Origin of the sequence: Streptomyces sp. RK62, from assembly GCF_018070255.1 — a bacterium.
Taxonomy (GTDB): Bacteria; Actinomycetota; Actinomycetes; order Streptomycetales; family Streptomycetaceae; genus Streptomyces; species Streptomyces nigra.
Window position 1 is genome coordinate 173,975 of sequence record NZ_JAGPYD010000003.1, and the last position, 15,291, is coordinate 189,265.

The window sequence follows — 15,291 nt, forward strand, 5'->3', positions numbered from 1 at the left end:
TGCCGGGGGCCTGTCAGTTGCCCTGCGTTATCGCACTGTTGTCTCAGTCACTCTGCGCTCGCCCTGCCGGGCCACGGGAAGGGGGCGACGGGTCACACGGCGTCGAGCTCGGCGAACTCCTCGTCGGTGAGCCGCAGTTCGACGGCGGCGAGGGAGTCGCGGATGGTCTCGGGCCTGCTGGAGCCCGGGATCGGCACGACCACCGGGGACTTGGCGAGCATCCAGGCCAGGCAGACCTGCTGCGGGCTCACCCCGTGCGCCTCGGCGACCCGGGCGAACGGGGCGTAGGCGGAGCCGAGTTCACGGGCCTTGGAGATGCCGCCGAGCGGGCTCCACGGCAGGAACGCGATACCGCGCTCGTCGCACAGGCGCAGTTCGGGCTCGCTGGAGCGGAACGCCGGGGAGAACTGGTTCTGCACGGAGACCAGCCGGCCGTCGAGGATCTCGTCGGCCTCCCGGATCTGGTCGGGGTTCGCGTTGGAGATGCCGGCCATACGGATCTTGCCCTCGTCGAGCAGTTCGCGGACGGCTCCGACGGACTCGGCGTACGGCACCTTCGGGTCGGGGCGGTGGAACTGGTAGAGGCCGATGGCCTCGACGCCGAGCCGGCGCAGGGACGCCTCGCAGGCCTCCTTGAGGTGCCGGGGGCTGCCGTCGAGCGTCCAACTGCCGTCGCCGGGGCGCAGATGGCCGCCCTTCGTGGCGACCAGGACGTCCTTGCCCCGGTCGTGGGAGGCGAGGGCCTTGGCTATCAGGGTCTCGTTGTGGCCGACCTCGTCGGCGTCGCGGTGATACGCGTCGGCCGTGTCGATGAGGGTGACGCCCGCGTCCAGCGCGGCGTGCAGCGTGGCGAGGGACCGCTCCTCGTCCGGGCGTCCCTCGATGGACATGGGCATTCCGCCCAGTCCGATGGCGCTGACCTCGACGTCCCCGATACGGCGGGTGTGCATGGGTTCGTGACCTCTCTGGCTGTCGCGCGGTGGTGAACGCTCCCGGGCCCCACCAGCCTGACCGTCGGGCCGCGCGAGGTCCAATAGAAGAAAGAGAACGCATTCAGCGACGGCGCCGCTGAATCGCCCTGCGGGTCCCCAGCACGGTGGCCGGGAAACGGGCCGCTTGCGCGGCGCCCGGGTCGGTGTGGCACGCTCACCCGGTCTTTTCGGCACTGTGAGAGGCGGCGGCATGCGCATCGGACTGCTCGGCACCGGCCCGTGGGCCCAGATGGCCCACGCCCCGGCCCTGAGCGCACACGGCGAGCTGGACTTCGTCGGGGTGTGGGGCCGTCGTACGGCTCCCACGAAGGAACTCGCCGACGCCCACGGCGTCCGCGCCTACGACGACGTCGACGCGCTGATCGCCGACGTGGACGCGGTGGCGGTGGCGCTGCCGCCGGCCATCCAGGCGGAGCTGGCGGCGCGGGCCGCGCGGGCGGGCCGCCATCTGCTGCTGGACAAGCCGCTCGCGCCGACGGTGGAGCAGGCGCGGGCCGTCGTCGCGGCCACCGAGGAGACCGGGGTGTCCTCGGTGGTGTTCTTCACGGCGCGGTTCCAGCCGGAGACGGAGGAATGGATCGCCCGGCAGGCCGCCACGGACGGCTGGTTCACGGGGCGGGCCGAGTGGCTCGGCGCGGTGTTCAGCGGCGAGGGCAGCCCGTTCGCGGACTCGCCGTGGCGGCGGGACAAGGGCGCCCTGTGGGACGTCGGCCCGCACGCCCTGTCGGTGCTGCTGCCGGTCCTGGGCGACGCCCGGCGGGTCGCGGCGGCCGCGCACGGCCCCGGCGACACGGTCCATCTGGTCCTGGAGCACACGGGCGGCGCGTCCAGCACGCTCACCCTGAGTCTCACGGCGCCTCCGGCGGCGGCCGGCGCCACGGTGGAGCTGCGGGGCACGGCCGGGGTGGCGCTGTTCCCGGAGAGCACCGCCACCGCCGTGGACGCGCTCGGCCGGGCGGCGGACGCCCTGCTGGACGCGGTGCGCACGGGGAACCCGCACGCCTGCGACGCCCGGTTCGGCCTGCGCGTCACGGAGATCCTGGCGGACGCGGAGAGCCGGCTGGGCGCCGAAGAGTGACGGCGGGCCGCCGCCGAGCGGGCCGCCGGTGTCGTGTGGTCACGACCGGCGGCCCCGCGGCGCCTACAGGTTGTAGCCCCCGGACACCTCGATGGTCTGGGCGGTGACCCAGCGGCTCTCGTCGGAGACGAGGGTGGCGATCATCGCGCCGATGTCGTCGGGCTCCCCGACCCGGCCGAGGGCGGTGCGCTCGGCGAGCGCCGGGATGATCTCCGGGAACTTGGTGAAGGCGTCGTCGCCGAGCCGGGTGCGGGTGGCGCCCGGCGCGACGCCGTTGACCCGGATGCCGCGCGGGCTGAACTCCTTGGCCAGGGCCCGGGTCAGGACGTCCAGCCCGCCCTTGACGGCGGCGTAGGCGGAGTAGCCGGGCTGCAGTCCGGACGAGGTGACGTTGCTGCTGGTGTTGACGACGGATCCGCCGTCCGCGAGCAGCGGGAGCAGCGTCTGGGTCAGGAAGTAGGGGCCCTTGAGAAGGACCCGCATCAGCCGGTCGAAGTCGTCCTCGGTGGTGTCCTCGAACATCGCGGTGTGGGCGATGCCGGCGTTGTTCACCAGGTGGTCGAAGGTGTCCCGCTGCCAGGTGTCCCGCAGGGCGGCGACGACCGCGTCGCGGAACGCCGGGAAGGTGCCCGCTGTCGCCGACGTCCAGCGGCAGGGCGACGGCGGTGCCGCCCTCCTTCTCGATGGCGGCGACGGTCTCCAGGCCGCCCTCCTTGTTCCGGCCGTAGGTCAGGATGACCCCGACGCCACGGCGGGCGATCTCGACGGCGGCGCTCTGTCCGATGCCGGAGCTGGCCCCGGTGACGATGGCGACCTTCATGACGTCTCTCCCAATGGTCCGCTGGTGTGGTCCCGGCTTTCACCGGAACAACCTCGATGCCTCCATTCAAAGCCTCTGACCTGCACAAACGTTAGACCGATCCTCTCGCGGACCTGCACGATCCTCCCGTGTACGGGAACGGAGGCCCGGCGCGGTGCTGCAATGGGCGTATGGACCTTCTGGAAGAGCTGAGAGCGCTGCTGGCCCGGCATGTGCGGCCCGACTGGACGACCGCGATCGAGGGCGTCCACATCGCGCGCGTGGACCGGTCCGAGCCCCCGGTCCCCGAGATGACGGGGACCGTCCTCGCGGTCATCGCCCAGGGCGCCAAACGGCTCTCCCTGGGGGACCGCCTCTTCGAGTACGGCCCCGGCGAGTACCTGGTCGCCTCCGTGGACCTGCCGGTCACCGGCCAGTTCGTCCGGGTCGACCCCGATCATCCGGCGCTGGGCTTCGGCATGGTGCTGGAGCCCTCGGCGGTCGCGGAGCTGCTGCTCCAGGCCGGCCCGGGGACGGGCGCGCGGACCGGCGGGGGCACACCGTCGGGGATCGCCGTCAGCACCGCCTCCGACGCCCTGCTGGACGCGGTCGTCCGGCTGCTGCGGCTGCTGGACGAGCCGCGTGACCGCCCCGTCCTCGCCCCGCTGATCAAGCGGGAGATCCTGTGGCGGGTGATCACCGGCGAGCAGGGCGCGACGGTCCGTCAACTCGGCCTCGCCGACAGCGGGCTGAGCCATGTCTCACGGGCGGTGCGCTGGATCCGCGAGCACTACGCGGAGCCGTTCCAGGTCGAGGACGTGGCCCGGATGTCCGGGATGAGCACGTCGGCCTTCTACCGCAACTTCCAGGCGGTGACGGCGATGAGTCCCATCCAGTTCCAGAAGCGGATCCGTCTGCAGGAGGCCCGGCTGCTGCTCGCCACCCGGCCCGGCGATGTCACCGGGGTCGGCCGCACCGTCGGCTACGACAACCCCTCGCAGTTCAGCCGGGAGTACCGCCGTCAGTTCGGGACGCCGCCGAGCCGGGACGCCGCCCGCCTGCGGGACACGGTGAGCGGCGGGACGGGCGTACCGTCGTGAGCGACGACCCGTCAGTTCGCGGCGGGCGGGCTGAAGTTGACGCGCTCCTTGACGACGGGGAAGCCCGCCTTGGCGAAGTGGACGGCCATGGGGGCGTTGCCCCGGTCGGTCGAGGCGGTCACACGCTCGGCGCCGTGCTCGACGAGATGGTGGGTGCACTCGGCGAGCAGGTCGTAGGCGTAGCCGTGGCCGCGCTGTTCGGGGACGACGCCGATGAATCCGATGGTCGGCCCGGACGGGTTGTGCGCCGGTATGTGGATGCCGGCCAGTTCGCCGTCGGGGGTGTGGGCGACCTGCCACCACTCGCGCGGCGAGGGGCACCAGTGGAAGAAGTCCAGCTCCTCCTGAGCGGCCTTGTCGAGGCCGCCCTCCTCGATGGCCCGCAGCGCGTGCGCGTCGTAGGTGGCGGAGTGGATGCGGCGCAGGGCGTCGAAGAAGACGGCGTCGTCGGCTTCGGGTGAGAACCGCAGACGTCCCGGGCGCTCGGGCAGTCCGAGGTCGGGCGTCCAGCGGTACTGGAAGCGCTCCACGAGAAGGGTGTAGCCGGCGGCGCGAGCGGCGGCGAAGCGGGCCTCGGCAGCGGCCTTGAGAGCCGGATCCTCGCGCCAGTCGCCGGGCAGATTGATCTCCAGTTCGACCTGCCAGGGTGCCGAGCGCAGCAGCGCGGCGCCGGCCTCCTCCTCGCCCTCGGCGACGTCGAACCAGTTGATGTTCACCGGCTGCGCGTCGTCCGGGCCGCCCCACCAGGCGCCGCGGGCGACGACGGCTCCGTCGCGCAGGGCCACCCTCTTCCACTCGGCACGGAACACCGTCTCCCGATGCCCCTCTGCGGCGGACAGCGGGTCGGGGTGGGCGTCGAAGAGCGCGGTGTCGTCGGCGGTGAGCGTGCGGATGACCGGATCGGTCATGAAGTCCTCCGGGTTGCGGACGGTGAAAGCCCCCGGACGGTACGTGGCGGCCGTCCACCCCGTCCATGTCTTTTCGCAGATCATCCTGTCCCCGGACCCCACTTCCGGGAGCGCTCTCAAGCGATCGGCACGTCTTAAGGCCGCCTTAGGCAAGCATTAAACGATCGTGCATGTTTCATGACCATCGCTGTTTCCGCAGGTCAGCCCAATTTCGGTGCTGTGCGGACCTGTTGGCCCTTGATGGGGGCGTGCGTACCATCGGGGCCCATCGGCGGCGCGACTCCTCTGTCCCGAGAGCGCTCTCAGAACGCTCACCAGGGCCGCCGTGTCCAAGGCACCCGCTCGACCACCCCGGGAGACCCCCCACATGACATCCCGACACCAGCGCCCCCTCGGCCGCCGCCGGCTCCTGTTCGCCCTCGGCGGCGCGGCGGTCGCCGTCCCCGCCATCGCCACCGTGGCGCCGTACGCCCTCGCGGGTACGTCCGAGGACGGTGCGGCGAAGAAGGCGAAGGCCGCGGCGGACACGCTGCCGCTGACGATCGTCAACGAAACCGGCGAGTTCGACAACGCCAACGTGCACATCTACGTCGTCGGCAACCAGGACGGCCGCCAGGTCCGCCTCACCCCTGACGGCACCCTCGCGCCGATCGCCCTGTCGGACAACGGCAGCGACGGGTTCACGGACTACGCGATCAGCCTCTCCGGGAGCGGTGAGACCCGGCTGTCCCTCCCCCACATGTCCGGCCGGATCTATGTGGCGCTCGGCGAGAAGCTCAAGTTCAAGGCCGTCGCCGACGGCAACGGCGACGCGGCGCTCCAGTTCCCGGCCGGCTGGGTCTCCTCGGACCCGAACTTCCCGGTGCTGCACGACTGTGCCGAGTTCACGTTCAACTCGTCCGGGATGTTCTGCAACACCACCATGGTCGACATGTTCAGCGTGCCGCTGAGCATCCGGCTCACCGGTGCGAAGGACCAGACGACGGGCAGGCTGAAGGCGGGCGGGCGCGCGTCCGTCTTCGACGCGGTCCGCAAGGTGGAGGAGTTCTCCCGGCTCGTCGTGGACGACACCCGGGTCATCGCCCCGGGCCACGGCCTGGACGCCGGGCTGTTCGCCGAGGACTACTTCGCCCCGTACATCGACGAGGTGTGGAGCACCTACACCGGCCGGGACCTCGAGGTGACCACCAACGCGGGCACGTTCACCGGCCGGGTGCGTGGCGACCGCTTCACGTTCGACGGGCCGGCGCAGGTGTCCTTCGCCAAGCCGTCGACGCGGGACGTGCTGTTCTGCGACGGCAAGCTGGCCGCCCCGAACGACGGCACCACCGGGCCGGTGGCGGCGATCCTCGGCGCCGGTTTCAACCGCTCGACGCTGCTGAGCAAGCCGGCGCAGCCGACGACCGACCCGGCCGAGTTCTACGGCACCGATCTCACCAACCACTACGCCAAGGCCGTGCACGCGGCCACCGAGGACGGCAAGGCGTACGGCTTCGCCTTCGACGACGTGGCCGACTTCGCCTCGTACATCCAGGACACGGCGCCGACCGGGCTGACGCTGACGCTCACGCCGTTCGCCTGACGGGTCCGGGCAGCAGGTGGCGGGCGGGACGGCCGGGGTTTCCGTCCCGCCCACGGAGGTACCCCGAGGGCTCGGGGCAGCGGTCCCGCGGCGGGTCCGCGGGGTCCTCCGGATGCAGGAGCCGCTCCGGCGATGAATGGTGGTTAGCAGACCCGATGACCGCACCGGGCCCGAACCGAAGATCCCCGGATCCGAGGGAGCAGAGATGATGCCGACGTCCCAGCCCGAAGCGTCCGGGCCGTCCGAGGAGCGTTGCACCCCGGACGACCTGCTCCACGCCCGCACCGGCACCGAGGTGTCGCCCGAGGACATCGTGCTTGCCTCGGGCAAGGACATCAACGCGCGCAACCTGGAATGGGCCAAGCGCAAGATCGAGGCGGAAGGGCCCTCCGCCCTGGAGAAGCTGCTGCCTTAGAAGTCCCCCGCGTTTCCAGAGCCGCACGGCCGCCTCGGGCAGGAGCCGACGCCCGAGGCGGCCCCCGCGCTGCGCGCCCCCGACTATGCGTCCAGGCAGACGACCGGCACCCGCTGGACCGCGTTGTTGGCGAACCCGCCCCGGTTCCAGGGCTGTTCCAGGGGCTGGGTGCGGCCGTCGGCGTCGGTCGCCCGGGCGGCGAGCTCGTAGGTGCCGGGCGTGGCGGTCCACGGGTGCCGCCAGCGGCGCCAGGCCCAGCGGTGCCCGTCCTCCGGGCCCAGCTCCGCCTCCCGCCAGGAGGCGCCCGCGTCGGTGCTGACCTCGACACGGGTGACGGGCGCGAATCCGGACCAGGCCCGTCCCTCCAGGGCCACCGGGCCGGGGCGCAGCATCCGGGCGCGGGACATGAAGTCGGGGAAGCCGGGCGGGACCAGCAGGGCGCGCGGGGCGATCCGGGTGACCGGCTCCCCCACCTCCTCGGGCCGCTGCCGCAGCCGGTAGGCGACGGTCTGCTGGAACCCGGTGAACGGCTCGTCGGCGACGGTGACGTCCCGCAGCCACTTGACGTGGGCCATGCCGTACCAGCCGGGCACGACCAGGCGCAGCGGGTGGCCGTGCTGCGGAGGCAGCGGGGAGCCGTTCATCGCGTACGCCACCAGCACCTCGGGGTCGTCGCCCGTGGCCACCTCCAGGGGCAGCGCCCGCTGGTAGTCCTGCTCGACGCCGCGCTCCACCCCGTGGTCGGCGCCGGTGAACACGACGTCGACGGCCCCGTCCCGTACCGACGCCTCGGCGAGCAGCAGCCGCAGCGGGACGCCGGTCCACTCGGCGGTGCCGACGGCCCCCTCGAGCCAGGGCTGGCTGACCGGGCGGGGGCTGAGCAGGGCCCGCCCGTTGCCGGCGCACTCCAGCGTGACCCGGGTGGTGACCCGCGGGAAGGTCGCGAGGTCGGCCGGGGTCAGGCTCAGCGGACGGCGGACCCGGCCGCCGACGGTCAGCCGCCACGGGGTGCCGTCGGGGACGTGCGGGATGTCGTAGTGCGTGAGCACGTAGTGCAGGCCGGGCGGGGTGACGTCGTGGCGCAGGGTCTCCAGCGGCAGACCGTGGTTGCGCGCGGCGAGCGCCAGCTCGTCCGGGCCGATGCCCTCGCCGGGGGCGGCCAGCCGGGCCGGTGCGCTCGCGTCGGCGAGTCGATGACCCATGACCGCCATTATCCGCGCGATCGCCGTGGCCCGCGCGGACGGTTGCCCGTTCACCCTTCCGGAACGGGCCCACCGGCTGCCAGACTCCTGAGGTGCCCGACTACGACATGCTCGTCATAGGTTCCGGACCGGGTGGCCAGAAGGCCGCCATCGCCGCCGCAAAGCTCGGCCGACGCGTCGCCGTCGTGGACCGCCCCGACATGGTCGGCGGCGTCTCCATCCACACCGGCACCATCCCGTCCAAGACGATGCGCGAAGCCGTGCTGTATCTGACCGGCCTCACCCAGCGCGATCTGTACGGCCAGAGCTACCGGCTGAAGGACGACATCACGGTCGCCGATCTGACCTCGCGCACCCGGCATGTGGTGGGCCGCGAGGTCGACGTCATCCGCAGCCAGCTCTCCCGCAACCAGGTCGCCCTGTACGCCGGCGTCGGCCGCTTCGTCGACCCGCACACGGTCGCGCTGCGCGAGATCACCGGCCAGGAACGGCTGCTCACCGCCGAGCACATCGTCATCGCCACCGGCACCCGGCCCGCGCGGCCCGCCAGTGTGGAGTTCGACGGCAAGACGATCATGGACTCGGACAACGTCCTGTCGCTGGAGCGGGTCCCGCGCTCCATGGTGATCGTCGGGGCCGGTGTGATCGGCATGGAGTACGCGTCGATGTTCGCGGCGCTCGGCAGCAAGGTCACCGTGGTCGAGAAGCGCCCGGGGATGCTCGACATGTGCGACGTCGAGGTGATCGAGTCGCTCAAGTACCATCTGCGGGACCTCGCGGTGACGTTCCGGTTCGGCGAGACGGTCGCCGCGGTGGAGCGGCACGCCCGCGGCACGCTCACCGTCCTGGAGAGCGGCAAGAAGATCCCCGCCGACGCCGTGATGTACTCGGCGGGCCGGCAGGGCCTCACGGACGAACTGGACCTGGCCAAGGCGGGGCTGAGCGCGGACCCCCGCGGCCGGATCACGGTGGACGAGCACTATCGCACCGAGGTGCCGCACATCTACGCCGTCGGCGACGTCATCGGGTTCCCGGCCCTGGCGGCCACCTCGATGGAACAGGGGCGGGCGGCGGCCTACCACGCCTGCGGGGAGCCCGTCGGCCGGATGCACCACCTCCAGCCGATCGGGATCTACACCATCCCGGAGATCAGCTTCATCGGCCGGACCGAGGACCAGCTCACGGAGGACCGGGTGCCGTTCGAGGTCGGCATCTCCCGCTACCGCGAGCTGGCCCGCGGGCAGATCATCGGCGACTCGCACGGCATGCTGAAGCTGCTGGTCTCCCCCGAGGACCGCACCCTGCTGGGGGTGCACTGCTTCGGGACGGGCGCGACCGAGCTCATCCACATCGGCCAGTCGGTGATGGGGTGCGGCGGGACCGTCGACTATCTGGTGGACGCGGTGTTCAACTACCCGACGCTCGCGGAGTCCTACAAGGTGGCCGCCCTCGACGCGACGAACCGGCTGCGGCAGATCGACCACATCGTCGACTGAGGGGCCTCAACGGCCCGCGTCACAGGTCCTCGTCGTCGACGACGTGCATCGCGGCCTCCTCGGCGCCGGCCGCCCCGGCGTCGATGCCCACGTCGTCGGCGATCTCCTCCTTGACGGCGTCCTCGTGCGCCCCCTCGTCCGGGGCCACCAGCCGGCCGGCGCGCGCGTCGCCCGCCTCCGGGTCGACGGGTTCGCCCTCGCCGCCGGGCAGATCGCCCACGTCGTCGCCGACGGGCGCGCCGACGTCCGGGACCTCCTCCGCGAGCCGCTGGTCGAGGCTCTCGCCCTCGTGCTGCTCGGCCGCGGTGGTGCCGTACTTGTCCACGCCGAGCGGCTTCTCCGGTGGCGAGTAGCCCTCGTCGAGCGTGTCGTCGTACGTCCGCTCGTCCAGGGCGTCCTGCATGTCGAGCGGCGCCGCGTCCTCCTGCTCCTCGTTGCTGCCCGTGGGCTGGTACGCGTCGTCGGCCATCGGCTCGGTGCCCATGCCTGCCTCCCTCACTCAGGCGCGGCGGCTGTCGTGCCCGCGCGTGTCCTGAACCGCGTTTCCCGAAGCGCCGTCTCCAACCCACGAAGATCCCCGACGCCCCGATCAGGTCCCGGCCGGGTCGCTATCATCACTGCGCACACCGCGTGACGACCCGGCGACGCAACGGCGTACAGTGTCGCCACCCCCATGTCGGCCGCCCCCGACCCGAGGTCATCCCTTGGAGGTTCGTGGCGTTGTCCCACACCCCCCACTTCTTACGGCGCCGGGGCCGGGGTCCCGTGCGCCGTGCACGATTGAAAGCGGCGCAGCCATGAGCAACCCCAGGGGCCGAGGGCTCCAGGCCAACGCCCTCGGCACCTTCGACACCGTGGTGATGGCGGTCGCGGGCAGCGCCCCGGCCTACTCGATCGCCGCGACCACCGCGGTCCTGGTCGGCACGGTCGGTCTGGCCAGTCCCGCCGCGCTGCTGTACTGCGCGATACCCATGCTCGGCATCGCCGTCGCCTTCAGCCGGCTCAGCCGGATCGCCGTGCACGCCGGGGCCGGCTACTGCTGGGTCGCCCGTACCCTGCACCCGTTCCTCGGCTTTCTCTGCGGCTGGGCGCTGGTCGTCTCGGCGACCATCTTCATGGTGGCCGGCTCACTGCCCGCCGGGGCGATGACGCTGGCCCTCTTCGACGAGGGGCTCGCCCGGGACACCGCGCTGTCCACGCTGGTCGGCGCGGGTTGGTTCCTGGTCATGCTGCTGGTGGTGCTGGGCGGGGCCCGGCTCAGCGTACGGGCCCAACTGGTGCTCACCGGGGCCGAGCTGTCCATCCTGGCGCTGTTCGCGGTGCTCGCCCTGTTCCACGCCGACGGGGCCCGCGCCTTCGACTGGTCGTGGCTGGGCTTCGGGCACTTCGACGGGGTCGCCGGGTTCGCCTCCGGGGTGCTGATCGCCGCGTTCTACTACTGGGGCTGGGACGTCGCGAGCAACCTCAGCGAGGAGACCCGGGACAGCCGCCGTACGACGGGCCTCGCGGGCCTGATCGGGGTCGGCATCGTCTTCCTGCTGTTCGAGGTCTTCACCATCGCGGTCAACGTCATCCTGTCGTCCCGGCAGATCCGGGAGAACGACGCGAACGTGCTGGCCGCGCTCGGCGAGGAGGTGTGGCCGGGCTGGGGCGGCAAGGTGCTGATCGCGGCGGTGATGCTGTCCACCGTCGCCACCCTGCAGACGACACTGATCCAGGTGACGCGCTCCCTGTTCGCGATGGGCCGGGACCGGACGATGCCGTCGGCGCTCGGCCGGGTGCATCCGCGCTGGAACACTCCGTGGGTGGCGATCGCGGTCGTCGGGGTGGTGGCGCCGGCGATGTTCGTCGCGTCCAACCTCCTCGGCACGGTCGGCGACATCCTCTCCGAGGCGATCGCCGCGATGGGGCTGCAGATCGCCTTCTACTACGGGCTGACGGGGCTCGCGGCCGTCGTCGCCTACCGCAGGCTGCTGCTGAGGTCGGTGCCGGACTTCCTGCTGGGCGGCGTGTGGCCGCTGTTCGGGTCGCTGTTCATGTTCGCGATGCTCGTCGAGTCGCTGGGCGAGCTGAGCGGCTGCGCGATCGGCATCGGCATCGGGGGCCTGGCCGCCGGCGCGATCCCCATGCTCTGGTACTGGCGGCAGGGCAGCGACTACTACCGGCCGTCCGCACTGGACGCCACCCGGACCGTCGAGGCGGACTACGTCCCGGCCGCCCGGAGCGGCTCAGGCTCCCTCGTCCACGAGGGCTCTCCCACCGACTTCTGACGGAGGCCCAGATGGCGCGAGGCGGTTCCCGGCGCGACCTCATCCCCGACTTCGACCCCGACTGCGGCGACGCCGCCCTCACCCGTGCCCGCCAGGACATCGTCATCGGGCGCTGGCAGGGCCTGCGGGAGCTGCTGCGGGCCACCGGCCCCGACTGGCCGTCGCGCGGGCACCGGGTGCGGTCGCTCGCGCAGGCGTGCGCGGCGAACTCGACGGCGGAGTCCTGGCTGGCCGCCGAGCCGCTCGGCGCCGACCCGCTCGTGCTGCGGGCGGCGACCGAGACGACCCGGGCGTTCAGCCTCGCCGTGGCCGCGGGCCGGGGCGTCAACGTGGACCAGCGGCGGGTCGACGCGGCGGTGCTGGCCTGCCTGCGGGCCACCGAGGCGTATCCGGAGGATCCGACGCCGTGGGTGTCGCTCATCTCGGTGGCACGGCTGTATCCGTCGGGGGTGCGGCGGCAGGAACTGGGGCGCTGGTGGGACGAGTTGCACCGGCGCGATCCGTACAGCGTGGAGGGCCACCTGCAGGTGCTGCACTACTACTCGTCGCGCTGGCACGGCTCGCACGGCCTGATGTACGACTTCGCCCGGGACGCGGCCGGGGTGTCGCCGCCGGGCTGCCCGCTGCCGGTGCTGGTCCAGTACGCCCGGGTCGAGGAGTACCGCTACGCCCTGGACGCCAGCGGGGGCCAGCACGCGTCCATGGGGCTCGGCACACACTGGACCGGTCCGGGTGCCGTCGGGGACGTGCGGCGGACCTGGGAGCGCTGGATCGGAGGGCGGGGCTCGGGCGCGGTGACGCCGGCCGAGGTGCGGGACCTCAACCACCTGGCGCACGCGGCCTGTCAGGCGGGGGTCCGCGAGGTCGCCGGGCCGCTGCTGCGGATGCTGGGCGGGCGGGCGACCCGCACCCCGTGGGCGTACACCGGCGACCCCGTCAAGCAGTTCACACGGTGGCGGCGCGAGATCGAGGTGCCGGGGTGAGCTGCCCGCCGCTCACAGCGTGCGGCGCCGGACCAGCAGGGCGAGGACCAGCAGGCCCGGCAGGAGCGGCAGCCACACCGTCAGCAGCCGGTAGCCGAGGACCGCGGAGGCGGCCGTGGCCGCCGGTGTCCCGGCGGTCGTGAGGGCGTAGGCGAGCACGGCGTCCAGGGAGCCGAGGCCGCCGGGCGTCGGCAGCAGCGCGGCCGCCCCGCTCGCCGCGAGGTACAGCAGGGCCAGCCGGGCCGGGCCGAGCGTCAGCCCGACCGCGTGGGCCACGGCGCTCAACGCGGCGCAGTGCAGCAGGACATAGGCCAGCGAGCCGCCCCACAGGGCCGCCGCCCGGGCCGGCCGGGCGTGCACGGCGACGCAGTGGCCGCGCAGCGCGGCCAGGACGGCGCGGCCCCGGGACCGTACGGTGTCGCTCAGCAGCAGGACGCCGAGCGCCGCGACGCACAGAGCGGCCGGTACTCCCCCGCCCGCGCGCGGCAACCGCAGCACGCCCGGGAGGGCGAGGACGAGTGCGGCGATCAGGGCCGCCCGGACGACCACCCCGGCGGTGCCCTTGACGGCGAGCGCGGTGGCGGCGCGGGTGAGCGGCAGGCCGGCCCGGACGAGGTAGCGCAGGTTCACCGCGCCGGAGCCGAGTCCGGCGGGCAGCACATGGCCGGCGGCGGACGCGGCGAACTGCGCGGCCACCAGGGCCGTGGGCGGCAGCCGCCGCAGTACGGCGCCCTGCTGGGCGAGCGCCGCGCACGGCCAGGTCGCCAGGGTGGCCGCGGCGGCGGCCAGCAGCCAGCCCCGGTCGGCGGCGGTGAGCCGGACGGCGCCGGTGTGCAGCACCGGCCAGTGGCGCCGGGCCAGCCAGAGCACGGCTAGGAGGACGGCGAGGGTGAGGGCGGTGTGCGCGTAGGCGCGGGCGCGCCGGACGGGGGTGAGGGCCGGGTCCGGCGTCATCCAGGTCCGCCCGCGCCCGGGAGCGGGGCGACGCGGACGTCCAGGCGGGGCAGACGGTGCAGTTCCCAGGTGCGGGCGTAGGCGGGGCCCGCGCCGTGGCGTGGGGCGAGGGCGGCGACGGGGTCGCGGCGGGCGGTGTCGAGGATCGCGGCCTCGGTGGTGTCGGCGTTGTGGCCGAGGACCGCGCCGGAGGCGCACCCGGTGTAGAACGCGATGGGGATCGAGTCCCGTCCGGTGAGCAGGCAGGGCGGGCGGACGCCGAGCCGGTGGAGTTCGGAGGCCGAGCGGGCCCAGTCGATCCGGGCGCGGGTGGTGCGGTCCACGGTGGCGGTCAGGACGGAGAACTGCACACTCAGATGACCGGCGAGCGCCAGCGCGATCAGGGCGATGGCCACCGGGCGCCGCCGCCCGTCCCTGCCGACGGCCAGATGGAACAGGGCGTCGGCGACGGGGATGGCGAGGAGGGCGTAGGCGGGGAGCAGGAAGCGGGGGGCCGCGTAGCCGATGAGGAAGAGGTAGGGGACGGCGGCCGTGGTGGCGCAGGCCAGCGGGAGCAGGGTGCGCCGGGTGCGTCCGGAGCGGACGGCGACGAAGAGGCCGTATCCGGCGAGCAGCGGGAGCGTCAGCCACCAGAGGTAGATGCCGGGGTCGGGGAGTTCGCCGTTGCAGGGCCGGCACAGGGCGTATCCCATGAGGCTGCGCATCTGGTCGTCGACGGCGATGTTCCAGCCCAGGTCGCCTTGGATGCGGGAGGCCTCGTTGAGCCGTTCGCGCAGCCCGCCGAAGGCGAGGAACGCCTCGACGATCCATTCGACGCCCCCGGCGGCCAGGCCCCCGGCGAGCGCGCCGCCGAGCCGCCACAGCCGGCGGACGAGCACCAGGACGAGAAGGGGAAGCGTCACCCACACGGCGTCCGTGGGCCGCATCCAGGCCATCAGCGCGGCGCCTCCGACGATCCCCCACAGGGCGGCGGTGTCGAAGCGGTCGGCGCGGGCCCGCAGGAAGCAGCCGACGCAGATCAGGGCGCCGAACGCGACCCAGAGGTTGGGCATGGCCTGGGGGCCGTAGAACAGGGTGATCCACAGGGTGACGAGGAAGGCTCCGGCGCCGGCCAGCACCCGGGCCGGGAACAGCCCGCGCCACACGCGCAGCGCGATGTAGAGGCCGAGCCCGGACAGGACGGCGAGATAGACGCGCAGCAGGATCGTGGACGACGACCAGGAGGCGACGGGCCACACCAGCAGGGAGACGCCGCGCGAGCGGGGGGCGCTGAAGAAGGCGGCGGGCCGGTCGGCGGAGACCTGGCTGACGTAGACGATCTCGTCCCAGCCGAGGCCCATCGCGGGTCCCACGAGGAGGAGTTGCGCGACGGTGAAGGCGCCGGCCACGGCCGCGAGCAGCAGGTCGCCGCGCAGGCGCCGGGGCGCTCCGGTCCCGGTCGGTTCGTCGCGCCGTCCCGTGCTGACGAGCATGGGCTTGGTGCCGTGCGCCATCGATCACCCCTCACCCCCG

At 73.1% G+C, this 15,291-nt stretch carries 14 protein-coding genes and 1 pseudogene; 7 read left to right on the forward strand and 8 right to left on the reverse strand.

Translation table 11 applies throughout. The features are described from left to right. Window positions 1-92: 92 nt before the first annotated feature. Window positions 93-950, reverse strand: coding sequence for an aldo/keto reductase (locus KBY32_RS07165; RefSeq protein ID WP_210979280.1), 858 nt, complete (start codon window positions 948-950; stop codon window positions 93-95). A gap of 232 nt (window positions 951-1,182) precedes the next feature. Here KBY32_RS07165 and KBY32_RS07170 point away from each other — a divergent pair, with 232 nt between their 5' ends. Beyond that, on the forward strand, window positions 1,183-2,070 hold the full coding sequence (locus KBY32_RS07170) for a Gfo/Idh/MocA family protein (RefSeq protein WP_210979281.1): 888 nt from the start codon (window positions 1,183-1,185) through the stop codon (window positions 2,068-2,070). Window positions 2,071-2,133: 63 nt separating this feature from the next. Here the strand turns inward: KBY32_RS07170 and KBY32_RS35635 are convergent, their stop codons facing one another. Then, window positions 2,134-2,622 carry an SDR family oxidoreductase gene (locus KBY32_RS35635; RefSeq protein WP_308293667.1) on the reverse strand — a complete coding sequence of 163 codons (489 nt, stop codon included), beginning with the start codon at window positions 2,620-2,622 and terminating at the stop codon, window positions 2,134-2,136. 139 nt (window positions 2,623-2,761) lie between these two features. Further along, window positions 2,762-2,890, reverse strand: a pseudogene (locus KBY32_RS35640) (SDR family NAD(P)-dependent oxidoreductase); the annotation flags it as partial. 170 nt (window positions 2,891-3,060) lie between these two features. Here KBY32_RS35640 and KBY32_RS07180 point away from each other — a divergent pair. Beyond that, on the forward strand, window positions 3,061-3,969 hold the full coding sequence (locus KBY32_RS07180; RefSeq protein WP_210979282.1) for an AraC family transcriptional regulator: 909 nt from the start codon (window positions 3,061-3,063) through the stop codon (window positions 3,967-3,969). An 11-nt stretch (window positions 3,970-3,980) separates the two neighbouring features. On the opposite strand, the gene KBY32_RS07185 is transcribed toward KBY32_RS07180, so the two are convergent. Beyond that, complete coding sequence (locus KBY32_RS07185) at window positions 3,981-4,877, reverse strand: GNAT family N-acetyltransferase (RefSeq protein ID WP_210979283.1); 897 nt, start codon at window positions 4,875-4,877, stop codon at window positions 3,981-3,983. A gap of 367 nt (window positions 4,878-5,244) precedes the next feature. Between KBY32_RS07185 and KBY32_RS07190 the strand changes: the two genes are divergently transcribed. Next, window positions 5,245-6,459: a glycoside hydrolase family 64 protein gene (locus KBY32_RS07190; protein ID WP_210979284.1), complete on the forward strand. Its 1,215-nt coding sequence runs from the start codon at window positions 5,245-5,247 to the stop codon at window positions 6,457-6,459. Window positions 6,460-6,667: 208 nt separating this feature from the next. Beyond that, window positions 6,668-6,874, forward strand: a complete 207-nt coding sequence (locus KBY32_RS07195) for a hypothetical protein (RefSeq protein WP_055620155.1) — start codon at window positions 6,668-6,670, stop codon at window positions 6,872-6,874. An 83-nt stretch (window positions 6,875-6,957) separates the two neighbouring features. Here the strand turns inward: KBY32_RS07195 and KBY32_RS07200 are convergent, their stop codons facing one another. Next, window positions 6,958-8,076, reverse strand: a complete 1,119-nt coding sequence (locus KBY32_RS07200; RefSeq protein ID WP_210979285.1) for a sulfite oxidase — start codon at window positions 8,074-8,076, stop codon at window positions 6,958-6,960. A gap of 92 nt (window positions 8,077-8,168) precedes the next feature. Between KBY32_RS07200 and sthA the strand changes: the two genes are divergently transcribed. Beyond that, the gene (sthA, locus tag KBY32_RS07205; RefSeq protein WP_055619755.1) at window positions 8,169-9,572 is read left to right on the forward strand and encodes a Si-specific NAD(P)(+) transhydrogenase; all 1,404 of its coding nucleotides are present in this window, start codon (window positions 8,169-8,171) and stop codon (window positions 9,570-9,572) included. Between the two features lie 19 nt (window positions 9,573-9,591). Here sthA and KBY32_RS07210 read toward each other — a convergent pair whose 3' ends face one another. Then, window positions 9,592-10,056, reverse strand: a complete 465-nt coding sequence (locus tag KBY32_RS07210; protein ID WP_055619754.1) for a DUF5709 domain-containing protein — start codon at window positions 10,054-10,056, stop codon at window positions 9,592-9,594. Window positions 10,057-10,369: 313 nt separating this feature from the next. Here KBY32_RS07210 and KBY32_RS07215 point away from each other — a divergent pair, with 313 nt between their 5' ends. Together KBY32_RS07215 and KBY32_RS07220 are read left to right on the forward strand one after the other, a co-directional pair. Further along, window positions 10,370-11,842, forward strand: coding sequence for an APC family permease (locus KBY32_RS07215; RefSeq protein WP_210979286.1), 1,473 nt, complete (start codon window positions 10,370-10,372; stop codon window positions 11,840-11,842). An 11-nt stretch (window positions 11,843-11,853) separates the two neighbouring features. Next, window positions 11,854-12,825 (forward strand): hypothetical protein, encoded by a 972-nt coding sequence (locus tag KBY32_RS07220; RefSeq protein ID WP_210979287.1) that lies wholly within the window; start codon window positions 11,854-11,856, stop codon window positions 12,823-12,825. Window positions 12,826-12,837: 12 nt separating this feature from the next. On the opposite strand, the gene KBY32_RS07225 is transcribed toward KBY32_RS07220, so the two are convergent. Together KBY32_RS07225 and KBY32_RS07230 are read right to left on the reverse strand one after the other, a co-directional pair. After that, window positions 12,838-13,779, reverse strand: a complete 942-nt coding sequence (locus tag KBY32_RS07225) for a lysylphosphatidylglycerol synthase domain-containing protein (RefSeq protein ID WP_210979288.1) — start codon at window positions 13,777-13,779, stop codon at window positions 12,838-12,840. After that, entirely contained in the window at window positions 13,776-15,272 is a 1,497-nt protein-coding gene (locus KBY32_RS07230; protein WP_210979289.1) for a hypothetical protein, read from the reverse strand. Before KBY32_RS07230 ends, KBY32_RS07225 begins: the two co-directional genes overlap by 4 nt. Window positions 15,273-15,291 lie beyond the last annotated feature (19 nt).

Bases quoted from the DNA above. Each gene is read 5' to 3' on its own strand.
- KBY32_RS07165 (WP_210979280.1), bottom strand. From the start codon at position 950: ATGCACACCCGCCGTATCGGGGACGTCGAGGTCAGCGCCATCGGACTG.
- KBY32_RS07170 (WP_210979281.1), top strand. From the start codon at position 1,183: ATGCGCATCGGACTGCTCGGCACCGGCCCGTGGGCCCAGATGGCCCAC.
- KBY32_RS07180 (WP_210979282.1), top strand. From the start codon at position 3,061: ATGGACCTTCTGGAAGAGCTGAGAGCGCTGCTGGCCCGGCATGTGCGG.
- KBY32_RS07185 (WP_210979283.1), bottom strand. From the start codon at position 4,877: ATGACCGATCCGGTCATCCGCACGCTCACCGCCGACGACACCGCGCTC.
- KBY32_RS07190 (WP_210979284.1), top strand. From the start codon at position 5,245: ATGACATCCCGACACCAGCGCCCCCTCGGCCGCCGCCGGCTCCTGTTC.
- KBY32_RS07195 (WP_055620155.1), top strand. From the start codon at position 6,668: ATGCCGACGTCCCAGCCCGAAGCGTCCGGGCCGTCCGAGGAGCGTTGC.
- KBY32_RS07200 (WP_210979285.1), bottom strand. From the start codon at position 8,076: ATGGGTCATCGACTCGCCGACGCGAGCGCACCGGCCCGGCTGGCCGCC.
- KBY32_RS07210 (WP_055619754.1), bottom strand. From the start codon at position 10,056: ATGGGCACCGAGCCGATGGCCGACGACGCGTACCAGCCCACGGGCAGC.
- KBY32_RS07215 (WP_210979286.1), top strand. From the start codon at position 10,370: ATGAGCAACCCCAGGGGCCGAGGGCTCCAGGCCAACGCCCTCGGCACC.
- KBY32_RS07220 (WP_210979287.1), top strand. From the start codon at position 11,854: ATGGCGCGAGGCGGTTCCCGGCGCGACCTCATCCCCGACTTCGACCCC.
- KBY32_RS07225 (WP_210979288.1), bottom strand. From the start codon at position 13,779: ATGACGCCGGACCCGGCCCTCACCCCCGTCCGGCGCGCCCGCGCCTAC.
- KBY32_RS07230 (WP_210979289.1), bottom strand. From the start codon at position 15,272: ATGGCGCACGGCACCAAGCCCATGCTCGTCAGCACGGGACGGCGCGAC.